Origin of the sequence: Pseudomonas wenzhouensis (assembly GCF_021029445.1) — a bacterium.
In the GTDB taxonomy this organism is placed as follows: Bacteria; Pseudomonadota; Gammaproteobacteria; order Pseudomonadales; family Pseudomonadaceae; genus Aquipseudomonas; species Aquipseudomonas wenzhouensis.
Map to the genome: position 1 here is coordinate 3,115,488 of NZ_CP072610.1, position 18,597 is coordinate 3,134,084.

Consider the following 18,597-nt stretch of genomic DNA (forward strand, 5'->3'; position numbering starts at 1 on the left):
ACCCACTGTACGGCGGCACGATCTGCCACTCGCTTTGGCACCTCTCGCATTGGCAAGCGTCCGGCCACTGGCCATAGTTGCGCCTCCGATAACACAGGGAGTCTTATCATGCGCTGGTTGCTGCTCGGTCTGGTGGGTGCTGCGGTCTTTATCTACGGCCGGATCAGTGGTGATGTGCAACTCAGCCTGCTGAGCAAAGGCATCCCGGTGATCGCCCTGCTGCTCTGGCTACGCCAGGCTCCCGCCGGCACCTACCGGCGCTGGATCGGCATTGGCCTGCTGTGTTCACTGGTCGGCGACATTCTGCTCGACTGGCCGCAAGACCTCTTCGTATTCGGCCTCGGCGCCTTCCTGCTGGCTCACCTGGCCTACCTGTGCGCCTACTGCTCCGACAGCCGCCGACTTGCCTTGCCCGCCCTGCTGCTGGCACTGCTGGCAGGCACAACGATGTTCGCCGTACTGGCGAGCGGCGGCTTAGGCAGCCTGCTGATTCCGGTGGCCTGCTATGCCATGGCAATCTGCCTGATGCTCTGGCGGGCCCTGGCGCGTCTCGGTCAGCCTGGACTGCAAACACGTTCGGCCTGGCTGGCCGTCGGCGGTGCGACGCTGTTCATGCTCTCCGACAGCCTGATCGGCATCGATCGCTTCGTCGTCAGCTTCGACGCCGCACCCTATGCCATCATCCTCACCTACTGGCTCGGCCAGTGGGGTATTGCCGCTTCGGCCTTCGAACGCACCAAGACCTAGCAGGCGATTGATACCCCTGCCAGGCAGCGGGAAAGCCCTGACGGCAGGCGCGCACTTGGCTAAAATGCCGGCCTTTACCGCTACCCGTTGCGATTGCCGTGAGCCAAGAACCTGATCGTCTGTTCGCCCAGCCTCTGCCCGAGGTGCCCGATTTCGTCTTCAACGAGGACGTGGTGCGGGTCTTCCCCGACATGATCAAGCGCTCGGTGCCCGGCTACCCGACCATCGTCGAGAACATCGGCGTACTCGCCGGCCAGTTCGCGCAGCCCCATACCCGGCTGTATGACCTCGGCGCCTCGCTCGGCGCGGTGACCCAGGCACTGCGCCGCCATGTAAAAGCGGACGGCTGCCAGGTGATCGCGGTGGACAACTCGCCGGCCATGGTCGAACGCTGCCGCGAATACCTGCACGCCCAGGACGCCATGTTCCAAGAGCTGCTGCCGGTGCAGGTGATCGAAGCCGACATCCTGGCCCTCGACCTGCACCCCACCTCGCTGGTCACGCTCAACTTCACCCTGCAGTTCATCCCCCCGGAGCGCCGCCTGGAATTGCTCACGCGCATTCGCCAGGCGCTGCTGCCCGGCGGCGCGCTGATCCTCTCGGAGAAGCTGCGCTTCGAGGATGCCGCCGAGCACGACCTACTGACCGACTTGCACGTTGCCTTCAAACGCGCCAACGGCTACAGCGAGCTGGAGATTGCGCAAAAGCGCAGCGCCATCGAAAAGGTGATGCTGCCCGACAGCCTTGAGCAGCACCGCGAACGCCTGCTGGCCGCCGGTTTCAGCAAGGTACTGCCGTGGTTCCAGTGCCTGAACTTCGCCTCGCTGGTGGCCCTGCCATGATGCGCGACCTGGATCTCGACGCCCTGCAGGCGCAACTGGCCGGTACTCCGCTACAAGACTGGGCGTGTGAGCTGCCCGGTCAGCTCGACGCCAAACTGGCCATCGGTCACGGCGATCTGCCGCGCTGGTACGGTGCCGTGCAGGCGCTACCGGAGTTGCCGGTGAGCGAGGTAGAGCTGGTGCAACGCTTCGCCTTCGGCGGCGCCTGTGATGACGGCACGCGCGCGCAATTGAAAGCCGCACTGCAGGGGCTGATTCCCTGGCGCAAGGGCCCGTTCGAGCTATTCGGCGTGCATATCGACACCGAATGGCGTTCGGACTGGAAATGGCAGCGCGTCGCCCCGCATCTCGACCTGCATGGCAAGCGTATCCTCGACGTCGGCTGCGGCAACGGCTACTACATGTGGCGCATGCTCGGCGCCGGTGCCGACAGCGTGGTCGGCATCGACCCCAACTGGCTGTTTCTCTGCCAGTTCCTGGCGATGAAGCGTTACCTGCCTGATTACCCTGTCTGGCACCTGCCGCTGGCCTTCGAGGAACTGCCAGCCAAGCTGCAGGGCTTCGACACGGTGTTCTCCATGGGCGTGCTCTATCATCGTCGCTCGCCCATCGACCACCTGCTCGACCTCAAGGACGCGCTGGTCAAGGGCGGCGAACTGGTGCTGGAAACCCTGGTGATCGAAGGCGATGCCGAGCAGGTGCTGGTGCCGGAAGATCGCTACGCGCAAATGCGCAACGTCTGGTTCCTACCCTCGGTGCCGGCGCTGGAGCGCTGGCTGCGCCGCGCCGGTTTCGAGGACGTGCGCTGCGTCGACGTCAGTCGCACCTCGGTGGAGGAACAACGTGCGACCGAGTGGATGCGCTTCCAGTCGCTGCCCGAATTTCTCGATCCGGCCGATCACAGCCGCACCGTTGAAGGCCTGCCGGCACCGACCCGCGCCGTGCTGGTGGCGCGCAAGCCCTGAGCTGAATCAACTCTCCGGTTACGCAATAGGATATGCTCACGGCTCGCGTCAACTTGCGAGTCAAATGATGAGAACGGCCACCCTACTCCTGCTGTTTTCATGGCTCTTGCCCTCCACGGTGCAGGCCCTGCAGCTCTATACCGAGGAATATCCACCCGTCAGTTTCAGCAATCAGGGCAAGCCCGCCGGTATGGCCGTCGAGGTGGTCGAGGAACTGCTGCGGCGTGTCGACCAGACAGCCAGCTTGCAGGTAGTTCCCTGGGCCAGGGCCTATCGCATCGTCCAAACCACACCCGACACTGCCATCTTCCCCACCATACGTAACAGCCAGCGCCAACCACTGTTCAAATGGGTCGGCCCGATCATTCTGGCGCGCGACAACTTCTATGCTCTGCGGGGCTCAGGCATCGTCATCCGGGACAGCAAGGAGCTGGCAGCCTTTCGCGACATTGCCGTCCCACGTGACTGGTTCAGCTATCAGGAGCTACAGGCCGCCGGCATGAAAAATCTGTTGGGGGTGAACGAACCGGTGCAGATGTTCCGCCTGCTGCGCAGCGGCCGGGTACCCCTGATCGTGGCGGACAATCTGAGCTTCTACGCACGCGGGGAAGCGGCGGAACAGGTCGATCACCTGCGTCCGGACGAAATCGAGGTCGCCTTCCCGTACCGAGATTCCTATGGCTACATCACCTTCTCACTCGACACCGACGATGCACTGATCCGCCGCTGGCAGGACGCCCTGGATGACATGAAGCGTGACGGCAGTTTCAGCCGCATCCATCAACACTGGCTGCCGGGCGCCGAGGAACCGGGATTGCGCGAACCTGAGCGGCCCGGCGCTCCCCAAGCGCCCTGAAAGCGCTTAGCCGCGCTCGGCAGCGGCGACGATCAGCGCCTTCATCTCGGCGACAGCCTGCTTGAAGCCGACGAACAGAGCGTGAGAGACCAGCGCATGGCCGATGTTCAGCTCGTTGATCCCCGTGATCGCTGCCACCGCCTCGACGTTGTGGTAGTGCAGGCCGTGACCGGCGTTGACGATCAGCCCGTGGTTGAGGCCGCAGATCACTCCGTCACGAATCCGCGCCAGCTCCTGCGCCGCCTCTTCCGCCGTGTGGGCGTCGGCGTAGCGCCCGGTGTGCAGCTCGATGGCCGGCGCGCCGACGCGCATGGCCGCCTCGATCTGCCGTTCCTCGGCATCGATGAACAGCGACACTTCGCAGCCAGCCAGTGACAAGCGCTCCACCGCTGCGGCGATGCGCGCCTCCTGGCCAGCCACGTCCAGACCGCCTTCGGTGGTCAACTCCTGGCGGGTTTCCGGCACCAGGCAGACATGCGCCGGGCGAATCTGCTCGGCGAAACCGAGCATGAAGTCGGTAACGCCCATCTCGAAGTTCATCCGCGTTTGCAACACGTCAGCCAGTACGCGCACATCGCGGTCCTGGATGTGCCGACGGTCTTCACGCAGGTGCACGGTAATGCCGTCAGCACCGGCTTCTTCGGCGTCCAGCGCGGCCTTGACCGGGTCCGGGTAGCGCGTACCGCGAGCCTGACGCAGGGTGGCGACGTGGTCGATGTTCACGCCGAGCAGAATACGATTGGCCTCAGTCACGCTTGGACTCCTTGAGCGTCATGAAAAGTTCGCGGCTGACCAGGGGCCTACCGCCAAGATGGGGTGCCAGCGCCTGGCGCATCAGGCGCTTGGCCGCAGCCAGCGCGCCCGGCGTCTGCCAGTCGGCTTCGGCCATGGCCAGCAGTTCGCGGCCCTGAAATACCCCGGGTTGCAGTTGCAGTACCGGCACCAGGCCGATGTCCTGCTGCCAGCGATACAACCCGGCCGGATCGATGGGACTATCGTACTGATCCCGATCCAGGGCGAAACCATAGCCCAAGTCATCCAGCAAACGCCATTCGAACGCACGCAGCAGCGGCTCCAGCGGCCGCCCGGCAGCCAGCGCCTGCAAAGTCAGGGCGTAGTGTTCGAGCATCGATGGATGCGGGTCTTCGGCGGGCAGCAGACGGATCAGCAACTCGTTGAGGTAAAGCCCGGAAAACAACGCTTCGCCGGTGAGCAGCAAGGGTATACCGACGCTTTCCAGGCGCCCAACGCTCTTCAGCTCGCCGCGCCCGCGCAGTTCCAGCTCCAGCGGGGCGAACGGCCGGGCAATGCTGCCGACCTTGCCGCGCGCGGCGCGCAGCACCGCGCGAATACGGCCCTGGGCAGTGAAGAAATCCACCAGGGCGCTGCTTTCCTTGTAGGGACGGCTATGCAAGACATAAGCGGCAAGCTGCACGTTGCAAGCCTCAGGCAAAAGCCGCGCAGCACTGAGCTGGCGGCAGATGACTCAATCCAGGTAACCCAATGAACGCAGGGCGCGTTCGTCGTCGGACCAACCGCCTTTGACCTTGACCCAGAGGTTTAGCATCACCTTGGAGTCGAACATGGTTTCCATGTCCTTGCGCGCATCGGCACCAATGCGTTTGATGCGCTCGCCCTTGTCGCCGATGATGATCTTCTTCTGTCCGTCGCGCTCTACCAGGATCAGGCCGTGGATGTGCAGAATGCGGCCTTCCTGCTTGAACTCTTCGATCTCCACGGTGATCTGGTACGGCAACTCGGCACCGAGCTGACGCATGATCTTCTCACGGATCAGTTCGGCTGCGAGGAAGCGGCTGGAGCGGTCGGTGATCTGGTCTTCCGGGTAGAAGTGTTCGGACTCCGGCAGGCGCTCACCCACCAGCTTCTCCAGAGTGTCTAGGTTCTGCCCCTGCAACGCGGAAATCGGCACGATCTCGGCCTGCGGCAACTGCTCGGCCAGCCAGTTCAGGTGCGGCAGCAGCTCGCTCTTGTCTTCCAGACGGTCGGCCTTGTTCACCGCCAGCAGGATCGGGCATTTGACGTGCTGCACCTTTTCCAGCACCAGCTGATCTTCATCGGTCCAGCGCGTACGGTCGACCACGAACACCACCACATCGACGTCCTTCAGTGCGCTCGAGGCGCTGCGGTTCATGTAGCGGTTGAGCGCCTTGTCGTTGTGCTTGTGCAAACCCGGCGTATCGACGTAGACAGCCTGCACGTTGCCTTCGGTCTTGATCCCGAGCATGTTGTGACGGGTGGTCTGCGGTTTGCGCGAAGTGATCGCCAGCTTCTGCCCTAGGATGTGGTTGAGCAACGTCGACTTGCCCACGTTGGGCCGGCCGACGATGGCGACGTAGCCGCAGCGCGTTACAGGTGCATCAGTCATTGCCATTCTCCACCCCGAGGGCGATCAGCGCCGCAGCCGCAGCGACCTGCTCGGCGATACGCCGGCTGCCGCCCTGGCCCAGGGTCTTTTCATTAAGCAGGGAAACCTGGCACTCGACCATGAAGGTACGGCAGTGCGGCTCACCCTGAATGTCCACCACCTCGTAACGAGGCAGTTCACAGGCACGTGACTGCAGAAACTCCTGCAGCCGCGTTTTCGGATCCTTGTTGGTGTCGACCAGGGTCAGGCCATCGAGCTCGCCGGTCAGCCAGTCCAGCACGCGCTCACGCGCGGCGTCCATGCCGGCATCCAGGTAGATGGCACCGATCAGCGCTTCGAGCGCATCGGCGAGGATCGACTCACGACGAAAACCACCGCTCTTCAGCTCACCGGAGCCCAGGCGCAGGTATTCGCCAAGTTCAAAACCACGGGCCAGCACGGCCAGCGTCTCGCCCTTGACCAGGCGCGCACGCAGGCGCGACAACTGGCCCTCACGGGCTTGCGGGAAACGCTCGAACAGCGCTTCACCTGCTACGAAATTGAGGATGGCATCACCGAGAAATTCCAGCCGCTCATTGTTGCGGCCGGCGAAACTGCGATGGGTCAGGGCCAGAACCATCAGGTCCTGGTCCTTGAAGCGATAGCCGAGCTTGCGCTCGAGGCGGGAAAGGTCAGGGTTCACGGCATTCGTACACGAAATTCTTTATCGAAATTGACCACCAGATCGAGGTTCTCGATCAGCGGCTCACGTTTTTCATATTTGAGGTGAGCGCGGAATTCATTGTTCTCCTGCGTCACCTTGAGCACATCACGCAGGTTCAGATCACGGATATTGTTGACCTGCATCCCCTTGCTGACGTGGTTGTAAAACTCGCCGACGGTACGAACATCTGCAGCCTTGTCGGTTTCGACCGAGGTGATGATCTTCTCCAGCGACATGTAATCCATATAGTGCGGCAACATCTTGAACGCGGTGCTGGCAAAAAATGCCACCACGGCCAGAACCACCAGCCAACCCAGAATGGAAAGCCCCTGCTGCGAGCGCGCGAAAGTCATGTGTATCCCCAATGAACGGTCTTGTCGGAAAGCCTGACGGCTACGCTATTTATAGCCTGTGGCGCTGTATTGAACAGCGCGCCAGTGCTCAATGAATCAGGCCGACCCGCGAGAAATTGGGCAGATTGCCGGTCTTGGGTTCCGGCCAGCTCATCCAGATGGCGAAGGCCTTGCCGACGATATGATCGTCCGGAACCATGCCCCACAGTTCCTGAGGGATATGGCGGTCACGCCAGTAACGGCTGTCGTTGGAGTTGTCGCGGTTGTCGCCCATCATGAAGTAGTGCCCTTCGGGCACCACCCATTGGCCACCGGGCTCACGGCGCATGCGGGTCATTTCCTTGCGGATGGTGTGCTCGGCCTGGCCCAGGCGCTCCTGGTAGAGCATCGCGCCACCCAGGCTACCCGGCTCTTCACTGATCAGCGTCTCGGCCACCGGCTCGCCATTGACCAGCAAACGCTTGCTCTGGGTGTACTCGATGCGATCCCCCGGCAACCCCACCACACGCTTGATGTAGTTGATACGGGGATCGCTGGGGTAGCGGAATACCATCACATCGCCGCGCTGCGGGTTGTCCACTTCGATGATCTTCTGGTCGATCACCGGCAGGCGAATGCCGTAGGCGAACTTGTTGACCAGAATGAAGTCGCCCACTTCCAGGGTCGGCTTCATCGACCCGGACGGAATCTGGAACGGCTCGACCAGGAACGAACGCAACACCAGCACGATGGCCAGCACCGGGAAAAAGGACTTGCCGTACTCGACCAGCAAGGGTTCCTTGCTCAGGCGCTCCAGCACCCTGTCGTCGGGATCGTCGACCCGCCCCTGGTACGCCGCAATCGCCGCACGGCGGCGCGGAGCCAGCAGAATCAGATCGATCAGGGCCAGGAAGCCGCAAACGGCGACCGCGATAACCAACAGGAGCGGGAAATTGATCGACATAGAGCCTTAGCTATCCAACCTGAGCACCGCGAGGAAGGCTTCCTGTGGAATTTCCACGTTGCCGACCTGCTTCATGCGTTTCTTACCGGCCTTCTGCTTTTCGAGCAGTTTCTTCTTACGGCTCACGTCGCCACCGTAACATTTGGCCAGTACGTTCTTTCTGAGCGCCTTGACAGTGGTGCGCGCGATGATCTGGCCGCCAATGGCTGCCTGGATCGCCACATCGAACATCTGCCGAGGAATCAGTTCCTTCATCTTCTCGGTCAACGCGCGGCCTTTGTAGGCGGCGTTGTCGCGGTGCACGATCAGCGCCAGGGCATCGACCTTGTCGCCGTTGATCAACACGTCAAGCTTGACCAGATTGGCCGACTGGTAGCGGTCGAAATGATAGTCCAGCGAGGCATAACCGCGGCTGGTCGACTTCAGACGGTCGAAGAAGTCCAGCACTACTTCGTTCATCGGCAGGTCGTAGCGAACCTGAACCTGCGAACCGAGGAATTGCATGTCACGCTGCACACCACGCTTCTCGATGCACAGGGTAATCACGTTACCCAGGTGCTCCTGCGGCACCAGAATGGTGGCGGTGACGATCGGTTCGCGGAAGTCAGCCACAGCCGAGACGTCCGGCAGCTTGGACGGGTTGTCGACGGTGATGGTTTCACCGGTCTTGAGCTCGATCTCGTAGATCACGCTCGGCGCAGTGGTGATCAGGTCCAGGTCGTACTCGCGCTCCAGGCGCTCCTGGATGATCTCCATGTGCAGCATGCCGAGGAAACCGCAACGGAAGCCAAAGCCCAGCGCATCGGAACTTTCCGGCGCATATTGCAGTGACGAATCGTTGAGGGTCAGCTTCTGCAGGGCATCGCGGAAGTCCTCGAAATCATCGGAGCTGACCGGGAACAGGCCCGCGTAGACCTGCGGCTGGATCTTCTTGAAGCCCGGCAGCACTTCGACCTCGGGGGTCGAGGACAGGGTCAGGGTGTCACCGACCGGCGCACCGTGAATGTCCTTGATGCTGGCGATGATGAAGCCCACTTCACCGGCTTTCAGATCAGCGGTGGCGGTGTGCTTCGGGGTGAAGACACCGACGCTGTCGACCAGGTGCACCTTGCCGGTGGACTTGACCAGAATCTTGTCGCCCTTCTTCACCCGCCCCTGGCGCACACGCACCAGCGAGACCACGCCCAGGTAGTTGTCGAACCAGGAATCGATGATCAGCGCCTGCAGCGGCGCATCGATCTCGCCGGTCGGCGCCGGAATGGTCTGCACCAGGCGTTCGAGCACCTCGTCCACGCCCATGCCGCTCTTGGCACTGCAGGCCACGGCGTCGGTGGCATCGATGCCGATGATCTTCTCGATCTCGTCCTTGACGCGATCCGGGTCGGCCTGCGGCAGGTCCATCTTGTTCAGCACGGGCATCACTTCCAGCCCCTGCTCGATGGCGGTGTAACAGTTGGCAACCGACTGCGCCTCGACGCCCTGGCCGGCATCGACCACCAGCAATGCACCTTCGCACGCCGCCAGCGAGCGCGAGACTTCATAGGTGAAGTCCACGTGACCGGGGGTATCGATGAAGTTCAGCTGATAGGTTTTACCGTCCTGCGCCTTGTAATGCAGCGTGACGCTGTGAGCCTTGATGGTAATGCCGCGTTCACGCTCCAGATCCATGGAGTCCAGAACCTGAGCCTCCATTTCACGCGCGGTGAGGCCGCCGCACATCTGGATGAAACGGTCAGCCAAGGTGGACTTGCCGTGGTCAATGTGGGCAATGATGGAAAAATTGCGGATATGACTCAGGTCACTCACAGATCAACACTCAAAGAAGGCACGGGCAAGACGCTTGCCGAAAATAGCCGGGGATTGTACCCGATCCCTCGCGACCACGTCACGTCTGGCGCAGAGACGCAGAAGGGCGCTCGAAAGCGCCCTTCTGCGGTATTGCCGGAGGATTACTCGGCCAGCTTGAAGGTGATGAAGCTGGCACGCCCCTGACGCAGCACGCGCATGGACACCGAACGATTCTTCGGCAACTCCTGAGCTACTGCAGCGAAGGTGGCGGTGGAATCGATGGCCTGATTGTTCAGGTGCGTGATCACGTCACCAGGGCGCAGGCCGATCATCGCTGCCGGGCCGCTGAGCACTTCCTTGACCACCACGCCGCCCTTGAGGTCGAGGCCCTTCTTCTGCTCGGCCGTCAGCTCAACGACGCTCACCCCCAGACGATTACTGCTGCGCTCGCCACCCTGAGCCGAGCCGGATGAGGCCAGCTCCTGCCCCTCTTCCGGCAGCGTGCCGACCGTCACATCGAGCTTCCTGCGGGAGCCGTCGCGAACCACGTTCAGCTCGGCCTTCTCACCGGGCTTCAAGCCACCGACCAGATGCGGCAGGTCAGCCGACATGATGATCGGCTTGCCATTGAGGCTGAGAATCACGTCACCGACCTGCAGGCCACCCTTGTCCGCAGGGCCATCTTCAAGCACCTGCGCGACCAGCGCGCCAGCCGGCTTGTCGAGACCGAAGGACTCGGCCAGATCCTTGTTCACTTCCTGAATCACCACACCGAGCCAGCCGCGCGTGACCTTGCCGTCAGCCTTGAGCTGGTCGGCCACCTGCATGGCCACTTCCATCGGAATGGCGAAGGACAATCCCATGAAACCGCCGGAACGGGTGAAGATCTGCGAGTTGATACCGACCACTTCACCCTTCAGGTTGAACAGCGGGCCGCCGGAGTTACCGGGGTTGATCGCCACATCGGTCTGGATGAACGGCACGTAGCTGTCGCTTGGCAGGTTACGCCCCTTGGCACTGACGATACCGGCCGTCACCGAATGATCGAAACCGAACGGCGAACCGATGGCCAGCACCCACTCGCCAACCTTGAGGTCATCGGCCTTGCCCAGGCGCACCACGGGCAAATCCTTGCCCTCGACCTTGAGCAGCGCGACGTCACTGCGCGGGTCTGCGCCGATGAGCTTGGCTTCCAGTTCGCTACGGTCGGACAGACGCACGATGATCTCATCGGCATCGGCAACCACATGATTGTTGGTCATGATGTAGCCATCGGGGGAAATGATGAAGCCGGAGCCCAACGACTGCGCCTCACGCTGGCGGCCGCCCGGATTACGCGGCGCCTGCGGAATGCTGCGCTCGAAGAACTCGCGGAACATCGGCGGCAGGCCTTCCAGATCAGGCAGCGCCGGATGGCCGGCAACGGCGCGCTCGGGCATCTTCTGCCGGGTACTGATATTGACCACCGCAGGCGAGGCTTCCTCTACCAGATCAGTGAAATCAGGCAGGCTGGCCTGAGCCAACAAGCTCTGTCCCCAGAGCAAGGCAACCGCCAACAACGGCGCAATGGACTTGAGCTTTCTCATCGAACGACAACTCCCCATGTAAAACGCGAACACACTCAACACACCACCGGCGCAGGCACCAGCAGCGTACGTAGGACAACGGGTTGCAAGGCAGGGTTCTCGGCAACGCGGGCAGCGTGCCAGCGCACCAGCAGCCAACTGAGCAACAGACCACTCAGGCCGGCGACAATCACCAACGGCTCAGGCAGCATCAAGCCATCCGCCAGCAGCGCAGCAGCGAACAGACCAAGAAGAGGAAGTAGGTAGACAAGAATCGAGCTGCGCACCAACAGATCTTCGCGCACCCCGATGATCACGGTATCACCAACGGCCAGTTGCACCTGGGTCAGCGCGCGAACATAACCACGCTGACGCCCCACGCCGAGACGATCCATCAGCCCCTGACCACAGGCTGCATTGGCCGAACAACTGGAACAGGTGCTCTTGCGCAGGGTCTCGACCCAGACAGCGCCAGGCTCGAGCGACACGACACGCCCCTGCTCCTCGATCATTGACTGGCCTGTTCAGGGGCTCCGGCACGTACTGACAACGCAATGCGCTCGGCAGTGCCCAGAGGAATCTCACCTACGACCGTGACCATCACATCACCGGACTCTGTACTCATGCGCCTGGAAACGGCGACCGTCGGCCCCAGCTGACTGCGTGCATCTTCGACACCGGCGCCCTGCAAAGGCTCGATGAACACCGAGAACCGCGCCAGCCCGTCGCCGTACATCAGATAGGCGACAGGGGCATCTGCAGCAGAGCCACGACGCAGTTGCGCCGTATTCAGGACAAACCCCGGCGGCAGCCAATCCGAGCGCCAGCGACCGTCTGCCATGCTGTCAGCAGGTTTTAGGCGCACCGGCTTGCAATTCGAGCTTGGCTGCATGGCATCCGCAACAGGCGTGGAAATATCCAGTTGAGTGAACTGGAAGCGCTCGAGGAGCTGGCCACGCTCGTTGAGCAAGAGCGACTTCAGCGGCAGACCGGTGTCCCGGTCAAGATGCAACTCAAAGCCGTATCGGTGCTGATCCCTGGGCGTCAGCACCAGGACAATGGTCGGTCGATTGGCGATGCGTGACTGGCCGACGATACGCATGTCATACCAGTTACCCAGCTGCTCTGCATCCAGATGACGCGCAGGCCATGACTGCCCGTCACTGATCTGTTCGGCCAGTGCTCCGGTGATGCACTGCGCCTGTCCATCGACTTTCAACACCTCCTGCGCAGGGCCGTCGAGCTGCAGAAGGCGCTCACGAACCTCGCCCCCCTCATCCACCCGATGCCATACCGCATGAGTGGAGAAGCTTCCGTTGCGTTCATAAATGAACGTGCCCTGGAAGCTTTGCTGACGCTCAGCCACAGCAAGGCGACCGAGCAAATCCTGCACATCGGAGGCCTGAACCGGCAGAGCCAGCAGACCTCCGAGAACGTAGAGGGGGATTGCGCGCATGAGACTCCTTAGCGCTTAGCGGTTTTCCAGACTCGCAGCCCGGGCATAAGGCAGAGCGGTTTCACCGGCACCCATCACAGCTTCCTGCGCATGTTGACGCAGATAGCTGGGCAGACGCTGCTCATGCCAGCTGGCAGTCCCAACCTGGGCCGACTCAGCAGCTTCCTCGCTTGCGTTGTAGCCGGCGAGCAATGCGGGGCCTTGCACTTGCGGCATCGAGAGTACCGGAGAAGCGCCCTGCTGAGCCAGTTGAGCACCCGCCAGGTCATCCTGGTTGTAGAAACGCACACCTGCGAGCACTGCAACGGTTACCGAAGCAGCGACAGCCACACGCCCGACGCTACGCCAGATTGGTGTCTTGCGGGCCGGAGCGGCCTCCTCGGCCAGCGCTGCGGAAACCGCCGACGCGATATCCAATTGCGGCACCAGCAACTCACGATGCATGGCAGCACGGGCAATCTGGTAACGCGACCAGGTACCACGCAACTCGCCATCCTCGCTCGCTGCCAGCACTCGCCGCAGTTCCAGTTCGTCCGCTTCGCTATCCATCACCGCGGACAGCGATTCCTGCAGGGTTTCACGACTCATGGCGTCCTCTCTTGGCTGTCGCCGCTGTCTCAGGTTTCCTGCAACAGAGGCTGCAGGGACTTATCGATTGCCTCACGCGCACGGAAGATCCGTGAACGCACCGTACCTACCGGACACTGCATCACATTGGCAATGTCCTCATAACTCAAGCCTTCGAACTCGCGCAAGGTCAGGGCCGTGCGCAAGTCGTCTGGCAGCTGGGCGATGGTTCGATGCACGGTGGCCTCGATCTCATCTCGCAGCAATGCCCGCTCCGGTGACTCGATGTCCTTGAGGCCATGATCGCCATCGTAGAACTCCGCATCATCGCTGCTGACATCGCTATCCGGCGGCCGACGGCCGCGCGATACCAGGTAATTCTTCGCCGTGTTGATGGCGATGCGATACAGCCATGTGTAGAACGCGCTGTCACCGCGAAAGTTTCCAAGCGCTCGGTAAGCTTTTACGAACGCTTCCTGAGCGACATCCTGAGCCTCGTGAGTGTCGTGCACGAATCGCACGATCAGACCGAGGATCTTGTGCTGATACTTCAGCACCAACAGATCGAAGGCACGCTTGTCGCCGCGCTGCACTCGCTCGACCAGTTGCTGATCGTCTTCCTGGGTTAGCATGGATTCTCCTCATGACGCCTGGAGGAGGCCTGCAGCCGAAGGCCAATCAACTTGCAAAGATAGACTCGGGCCTTACGCAAAAGTTCTCCCCTCCAAGCAAGCTTCCTGCAGAGTTTTTCTGCCCTCTGCCAGGAACGGCACCAGCGGAACCTCTCCGCTCGTGCAAATAATCTTATCGCCGCCCATCTCCACACCTGTCGCTGACGTCAGATGCAGGCACGCGCAAACGCTCTCCCTTATATGGGCGACCCTCTATGGAACCTTAATGCCTAAAAAAGTTCCTGAGCACAGCAGTCGGTCATAAGTCGTCTATTGTGCCGATGCCCCTCTCTATATACTAGGGCTCGCTTACCTGCGGAACTCGGACATGAGCCAACATTTCCAGCACGACGTACTGATCATCGGTAGCGGTGCTGCCGGCCTGACCCTCGCCCTGACACTCCCCAGCCATCTGCGCATTGCAGTGCTGAGCAAAGGCAACCTGGCCAACGGCTCCACCTACTGGGCGCAAGGCGGCGTAGCGGCCGTACTGGACGACACCGACACGGTCGAATCCCACGTCGCCGACACCCTGATAGCCGGCGCCGGCCTGTGTCGTGAAGACGCCGTGCGCTTCACCGTGGAACACAGCCGCGAAGCCATCCAGTGGCTGATCGACCAGGGCGTACCCTTTACCCGCGATGACGAAACCGCACGCGAGGATGGCGGCTTCGAATTTCATCTGACTCGCGAGGGTGGCCACAGTCATCGACGCATCATTCACGCCGCCGATGCCACCGGCGCAGCGATTTTCAACACGCTGCTGGAACAGGCCAGGCAACGCTCGAACATCGAATTGCTGGAGCAGCGCGTCGCCGTCGACCTGATTACCGAACGCAAGCTCGGTCTGGACGGTGAGCGCTGCCTTGGGGCTTACGTACTCGACCGTGCTCGCGGCGAGGTGGATACCTTCAGCGCGCGCTTCGTGATTCTCGCCACCGGCGGTGCCGCCAAGGTCTATCTCTACACCAGCAACCCGGACGGCGCCTGTGGCGATGGCATCGCCATGGCCTGGCGCGCCGGCTGCCGCGTCGGCAACCTGGAGTTCAATCAGTTCCATCCCACCTGCCTGTATCACCCGCAGGCCAAGAGTTTCCTGATCACCGAAGCCGTGCGCGGCGAAGGTGGCCTGCTCAAACTGCCCAATGGCGAACGCTTCATGCAGCGCTTCGATGAGCGCGCCGAACTGGCGCCGCGCGACATCGTCGCCCGCGCCATCGACCATGAAATGAAGCGTCTGGGCATCGACTGCGTCTATCTGGATATCAGCCACAAGCCGGCCGAGTTCATCAAGAGCCACTTCCCCACCGTTTACGAACGCTGCCTGGGCTTTGGCATCGATATCACCCAACAGGCCATACCGGTGGTGCCGGCCGCACATTACACCTGCGGCGGCGTCGTGGTCGATCAGCACGGTCGCACCGACGTGCCCGGCCTGTACGCCATCGGTGAAACCAGCTTTACCGGCCTGCATGGCGCCAACCGCATGGCCAGCAATTCGCTGCTCGAGTGCTTCGTCTATGCACGCTCGGCCTGTGCCGATATCAGCGAACAGCTGGACACCGTCGGCATGCCGGCCAACCTGCCCGGCTGGGACGCCAGCCAGGTAACCGACTCGGACGAAGATGTGATCATCGCCCACAACTGGGATGAACTACGGCGCTTCATGTGGGACTACGTCGGTATCGTGCGCACCAACAAACGCCTGCAGCGCGCCCAGCATCGCGTGCGCCTGCTGCTCGACGAGATCGATGAGTTCTACAGCAATTACAAGGTCAGTCGCGACCTGATCGAACTGCGCAATCTGGCGCTGGTGGCTGAACTGATGATTACCTCGGCCATGCAGCGCCGTGAGAGTCGCGGCCTGCACTACACCCTCGACTATCCGGAGCAGCTGGCCGAAGCACGTGACACTATCCTGACCCCGGCGCCCCAGGCTCAGCCCAGCGCCGCCGGCTGAACTTCAGCCGCAAGCGCAGGCGCCGGTGCTGCTCGGGCGCCAACGCATCACGGGCAATGCACAGCCCTCGACTGAAACGCTGGCCTGGCAGGCGATAGCGCAGCACCACCGTCAGCGGCAACGCCAGGCTGTCCGGGCGCAGTTGCACTGCCTGCCAGCCTGCTGCAACGCTGTACATATGCCAGCCGAATCCATCACGACGCAAACCCGTGATGGCCTGTGGCGCAGTCAATAAGACGTGTCGCGGCAGCACCCAGGCTGCATGCGCCAGGCATGCCACCAGTGACAGCAGCTTTGACCAGAGGGGAATGTCAGCCAGCCAGGGCGCCAGCAAGGCCAGCGCCAAGACCGACAGGTAGAGCCTCAGCAGCCAGCGTGAGGGCTGCCAACGGCACTCGAAGGCATCACTTGGGTTGGACACGGTCCAGGATCATGCGCACGATATGGCGCAGGTCAGCATCCTCAGGCTCGCCGCGCTGCATGAACCAGCCGAACATGTCCTGATCCTCGCACTCCAGCAGCTTGCGGTAACGCGCCTGGTTCTCGGCATCCAGGGTCGCGTAGACCTCCTGGACGAACGGCACCAGCAATACATCCAGCTCCAGCATGCCACGACGGCTATGCCAGAACAGGCGATTCAGTTCACTTTGCTCAACCATGCAACGGACTCCTCGAACGAGGCCGGCAGTATAGCAGTAGCGACAGCATACTGGAGGCCATACGCGAGCCCGTATGACAAGGCAACGTAGGGGCTTTTTCCACGCTTTTGTTTGAAGCTTGTAGCTTGCGACTTGCGGCTGATCTTATGATGAGACCCCTGACCTTTATCCAGTGATTCGACTTGCACCATGGCCGATAGCGCTTACTTCACCCTTCTCGATCACGAAGGCCTGCTCGCCGTACGCGGCGAGGATGCTGCCAAATTCCTGCAGGGCCAAGTGACCTGCAACCTCAATTACCTGAATGACAACCACTCCAGCCTTGGCGCCCGCTGCACGCCCAAGGGCCGCATGCTCTCAAGCTTTCGCATCGTCCCGGTGGAAGACGGCTACCTGCTGGCCATGGCCCGTGAGCTGATCGAGTCGCAGCAGGCCGACCTGCAGAAATATGCGGTGTTCTCCAAATCCAGGCTCAGCGATGAAAGCAGCGCCTGGGTGCGTTTCGGCCTGGCTGGCGGTGATGCCGTACTGAACGAGCTTGGCCTGCAGTTGGGAGCTGCCAGCGACGCCATCACCCGCACCGACTCGTTGCTTGCCGTACGCCTGAGCGATGGCCGTGCCGAACTCTGGGCACCAACAGAGGACGCGCAAGCACTACAAGCCAAGCTGGCCGCACGCCTGCCACACGCGCCACTGAACGACTGGCTGCTGGCTCAGATCCGTGCGGGCGTGGGCCAGGTGTTCGGCGCGACGCGTGAGCGGTTCATTCCGCAGATGATCAATCTACAGGCACTGGGCGGCGTCAGTTTCAAGAAAGGCTGCTATACCGGCCAGGAAATCGTCGCGCGCATGCAATACCTGGGCAAACTCAAGCGTCGTCTGCAACGCCTGCGCCTGGTCGGCGCGGCTGTGCCGGCCGTCGGCGTCGAACTGTTCTCGCCCGTTCATGGCTCCAGCGTTGGCGAAGTGGTCGTGGCGGCACAAGCCGGTGACACCGTGGAACTGCTCGCCGTATTGCAGGAAGATGCCGTGGACGACGGCCGCATTCATCTCGCCAGCAGCGAGGGGCCAACCCTTGATCTGCTCGAACTGCCCTATCAGCTGGATGCCGACAAGGAAATCCAGCGCTGACTACACTTCACGGCGCCGCACCGGATCGCCTAAGAGAGCCATTTCATGAGCAAGCTTGCCGAAAAAGTCCAACAGGAGCTGATCCAGGCCATCGAGAACGATGAACTGGTTCTGCCCACCCTGCCCGAAGTCGCACTGCGGGTTCGCGAAGCAGCCGAAGACCCGGACGTGGGCATCCCGCAGATCAGCAAGGTGATCGGTAACGATGCCGCACTGACCGCGCGCATCATCAAGGTGGTCAACAGCCCGCTGCTGCGTAGCAACAAGGAAATCACCGACCTGCAGATGGCGGTCAGCCGCCTGGGCATCAACTACACCTGCAACCTGGCCACCGGCCTGGCCATGGAGCAGATGTTCCAGGCCACCAGCGACGTGGTCGACCGCAAGATGCGCGAAGTGTGGAACAAGAGCACCGAGATCGCCGGCATCTGCCATGTACTGTGCCGCCACTACACCCGCCTGATGCCCGATCAGGCCACGCTCGCCGGCCTGGTGCACCAGATTGGCGTGCTGCCGATTCTCACCTACGCCGAAGAACACAATGAACTGCTGGCCGACTCCATCAGCCTCAACCACGTGATCGAGCAGATTCACCCGATCATCGGCGACAAGATCCTGCGCACCTGGGAATTTCCCGAGCCCATCGCCATCGTGCCCAGCCAGTACCTCAACTTCACCCGCGACTCGGCCAAGGTCGACTACGTCGACATCGTCCAGGTCGCAACGCTGCAAAGCTACCTGGGCAGCGAGCACCCTTACACCCAGCTGGACTGGAGCAAGGTGCCAGCGTTCGCCAAGCTGGGACTGGATCCGCAGGTCGACATGCAGGCTGACGAAGACCTCTCCGCCGCCATGGAAGCGGCCATGGGCATGCTGCAATAAAAGCACCTAGCCACGGATGGCAAAAATTGTCGGGAGCAATTTTTGACGTCGCTGCGCGACGGCCCGAAGGGTGATCTACAGGGATGCAGATCACAAAATGCCTCTACACTCAAACGACTCGCT

Annotated in this window: 21 protein-coding genes; 7 read left to right on the plus strand and 14 right to left on the minus strand. The window is 61.8% G+C overall.

The window, feature by feature from the left end:
• Positions 1–108: 108 nt before the first annotated feature.
• The 4 genes from J7655_RS14330 (at position 109) to J7655_RS14345 (ending at position 3,410) form a co-directional block, all read left to right on the plus strand.
• Positions 109–747 (plus strand): lysoplasmalogenase, encoded by a 639-nt coding sequence (locus J7655_RS14330; RefSeq protein WP_230925022.1) that lies wholly within the window; start codon positions 109–111, stop codon positions 745–747.
• A 98-nt stretch (positions 748–845) separates the two neighbouring features.
• Positions 846–1,589 (plus strand): carboxy-S-adenosyl-L-methionine synthase CmoA, encoded by a 744-nt coding sequence (cmoA, locus tag J7655_RS14335; protein WP_230925023.1) that lies wholly within the window; start codon positions 846–848, stop codon positions 1,587–1,589.
• A complete protein-coding gene (cmoB, locus tag J7655_RS14340) occupies positions 1,586–2,554 on the plus strand; it encodes a tRNA 5-methoxyuridine(34)/uridine 5-oxyacetic acid(34) synthase CmoB (RefSeq protein ID WP_230925024.1) in 969 nt (322 codons plus the stop codon). The genes cmoA and cmoB overlap by 4 nt, the downstream gene beginning before the upstream one ends.
• Positions 2,555–2,621: 67 nt before the next feature.
• Positions 2,622–3,410, plus strand: a complete 789-nt coding sequence (locus J7655_RS14345; RefSeq protein WP_230925025.1) for a substrate-binding periplasmic protein — start codon at positions 2,622–2,624, stop codon at positions 3,408–3,410.
• Between the two features lie 6 nt (positions 3,411–3,416).
• On the opposite strand, the gene pdxJ is transcribed toward J7655_RS14345, so the two are convergent.
• From pdxJ to rpoE, 12 genes are all read right to left on the minus strand, one after another.
• Positions 3,417–4,163: a pyridoxine 5'-phosphate synthase gene (gene pdxJ / locus J7655_RS14350; RefSeq protein ID WP_147810477.1), complete on the minus strand. Its 747-nt coding sequence runs from the start codon at positions 4,161–4,163 to the stop codon at positions 3,417–3,419.
• The gene (gene recO / locus J7655_RS14355) at positions 4,156–4,845 is read right to left on the minus strand and encodes a DNA repair protein RecO (protein WP_147810478.1); all 690 of its coding nucleotides are present in this window, start codon (positions 4,843–4,845) and stop codon (positions 4,156–4,158) included. The genes pdxJ and recO overlap by 8 nt, the downstream gene beginning before the upstream one ends.
• Before the next feature lie 51 nt (positions 4,846–4,896).
• The gene (gene era / locus J7655_RS14360; RefSeq protein WP_104727095.1) at positions 4,897–5,796 is read right to left on the minus strand and encodes a GTPase Era; all 900 of its coding nucleotides are present in this window, start codon (positions 5,794–5,796) and stop codon (positions 4,897–4,899) included.
• Complete coding sequence (gene rnc / locus J7655_RS14365; RefSeq protein ID WP_074855623.1) at positions 5,789–6,478, minus strand: ribonuclease III; 690 nt, start codon at positions 6,476–6,478, stop codon at positions 5,789–5,791. The genes era and rnc overlap by 8 nt, the downstream gene beginning before the upstream one ends.
• Entirely contained in the window at positions 6,475–6,852 is a 378-nt protein-coding gene (locus J7655_RS14370) for a DUF4845 domain-containing protein (protein WP_074855621.1), read from the minus strand. The genes rnc and J7655_RS14370 overlap by 4 nt, the downstream gene beginning before the upstream one ends.
• An 88-nt stretch (positions 6,853–6,940) precedes the next feature.
• Complete coding sequence (gene lepB / locus J7655_RS14375; RefSeq protein ID WP_230925026.1) at positions 6,941–7,795, minus strand: signal peptidase I; 855 nt, start codon at positions 7,793–7,795, stop codon at positions 6,941–6,943.
• A 6-nt stretch (positions 7,796–7,801) separates the two neighbouring features.
• Positions 7,802–9,601 (minus strand): translation elongation factor 4, encoded by a 1,800-nt coding sequence (lepA, locus tag J7655_RS14380; protein WP_169971060.1) that lies wholly within the window; start codon positions 9,599–9,601, stop codon positions 7,802–7,804.
• A 143-nt stretch (positions 9,602–9,744) separates the two neighbouring features.
• Positions 9,745–11,169 (minus strand): DegQ family serine endoprotease, encoded by a 1,425-nt coding sequence (locus J7655_RS14385; RefSeq protein ID WP_230925027.1) that lies wholly within the window; start codon positions 11,167–11,169, stop codon positions 9,745–9,747.
• A 35-nt stretch (positions 11,170–11,204) separates the two neighbouring features.
• Entirely contained in the window at positions 11,205–11,660 is a 456-nt protein-coding gene (locus tag J7655_RS14390) for a SoxR reducing system RseC family protein (RefSeq protein ID WP_230925028.1), read from the minus strand.
• On the minus strand, positions 11,657–12,604 hold the full coding sequence (locus tag J7655_RS14395) for a MucB/RseB C-terminal domain-containing protein (protein ID WP_230925029.1): 948 nt from the start codon (positions 12,602–12,604) through the stop codon (positions 11,657–11,659). The genes J7655_RS14390 and J7655_RS14395 overlap by 4 nt, the downstream gene beginning before the upstream one ends.
• A gap of 15 nt (positions 12,605–12,619) precedes the next feature.
• Complete coding sequence (locus tag J7655_RS14400) at positions 12,620–13,192, minus strand: RseA family anti-sigma factor (RefSeq protein WP_230925030.1); 573 nt, start codon at positions 13,190–13,192, stop codon at positions 12,620–12,622.
• 29 nt (positions 13,193–13,221) lie between these two features.
• On the minus strand, positions 13,222–13,803 hold the full coding sequence (gene rpoE / locus J7655_RS14405; protein ID WP_230925031.1) for an RNA polymerase sigma factor RpoE/AlgU: 582 nt from the start codon (positions 13,801–13,803) through the stop codon (positions 13,222–13,224).
• Positions 13,804–14,170: 367 nt separating this feature from the next.
• On the opposite strand from rpoE, the gene nadB reads away from it, so the two are divergent.
• Positions 14,171–15,802 (plus strand): L-aspartate oxidase, encoded by a 1,632-nt coding sequence (nadB, locus tag J7655_RS14410; RefSeq protein WP_230925032.1) that lies wholly within the window; start codon positions 14,171–14,173, stop codon positions 15,800–15,802.
• On the opposite strand, the gene J7655_RS14415 is transcribed toward nadB, so the two are convergent.
• Both J7655_RS14415 and J7655_RS14420 read right to left on the minus strand, forming a co-directional pair.
• A complete protein-coding gene (locus tag J7655_RS14415) occupies positions 15,756–16,223 on the minus strand; it encodes a protein YgfX (RefSeq protein ID WP_230925033.1) in 468 nt (155 codons plus the stop codon). The two genes, nadB and J7655_RS14415, sit on opposite strands and share 47 nt — an antisense overlap.
• Positions 16,207–16,461: an FAD assembly factor SdhE gene (locus J7655_RS14420; protein WP_147810491.1), complete on the minus strand. Its 255-nt coding sequence runs from the start codon at positions 16,459–16,461 to the stop codon at positions 16,207–16,209. The genes J7655_RS14415 and J7655_RS14420 overlap by 17 nt, the downstream gene beginning before the upstream one ends.
• A 189-nt stretch (positions 16,462–16,650) precedes the next feature.
• On the opposite strand from J7655_RS14420, the gene ygfZ reads away from it, so the two are divergent.
• Both ygfZ and J7655_RS14430 read left to right on the plus strand, forming a co-directional pair.
• Entirely contained in the window at positions 16,651–17,592 is a 942-nt protein-coding gene (ygfZ, locus tag J7655_RS14425; RefSeq protein WP_230925034.1) for a CAF17-like 4Fe-4S cluster assembly/insertion protein YgfZ, read from the plus strand.
• A gap of 45 nt (positions 17,593–17,637) precedes the next feature.
• Entirely contained in the window at positions 17,638–18,474 is an 837-nt protein-coding gene (locus J7655_RS14430; RefSeq protein ID WP_230925035.1) for an HDOD domain-containing protein, read from the plus strand.
• Positions 18,475–18,597: the final 123 nt, after the last annotated feature.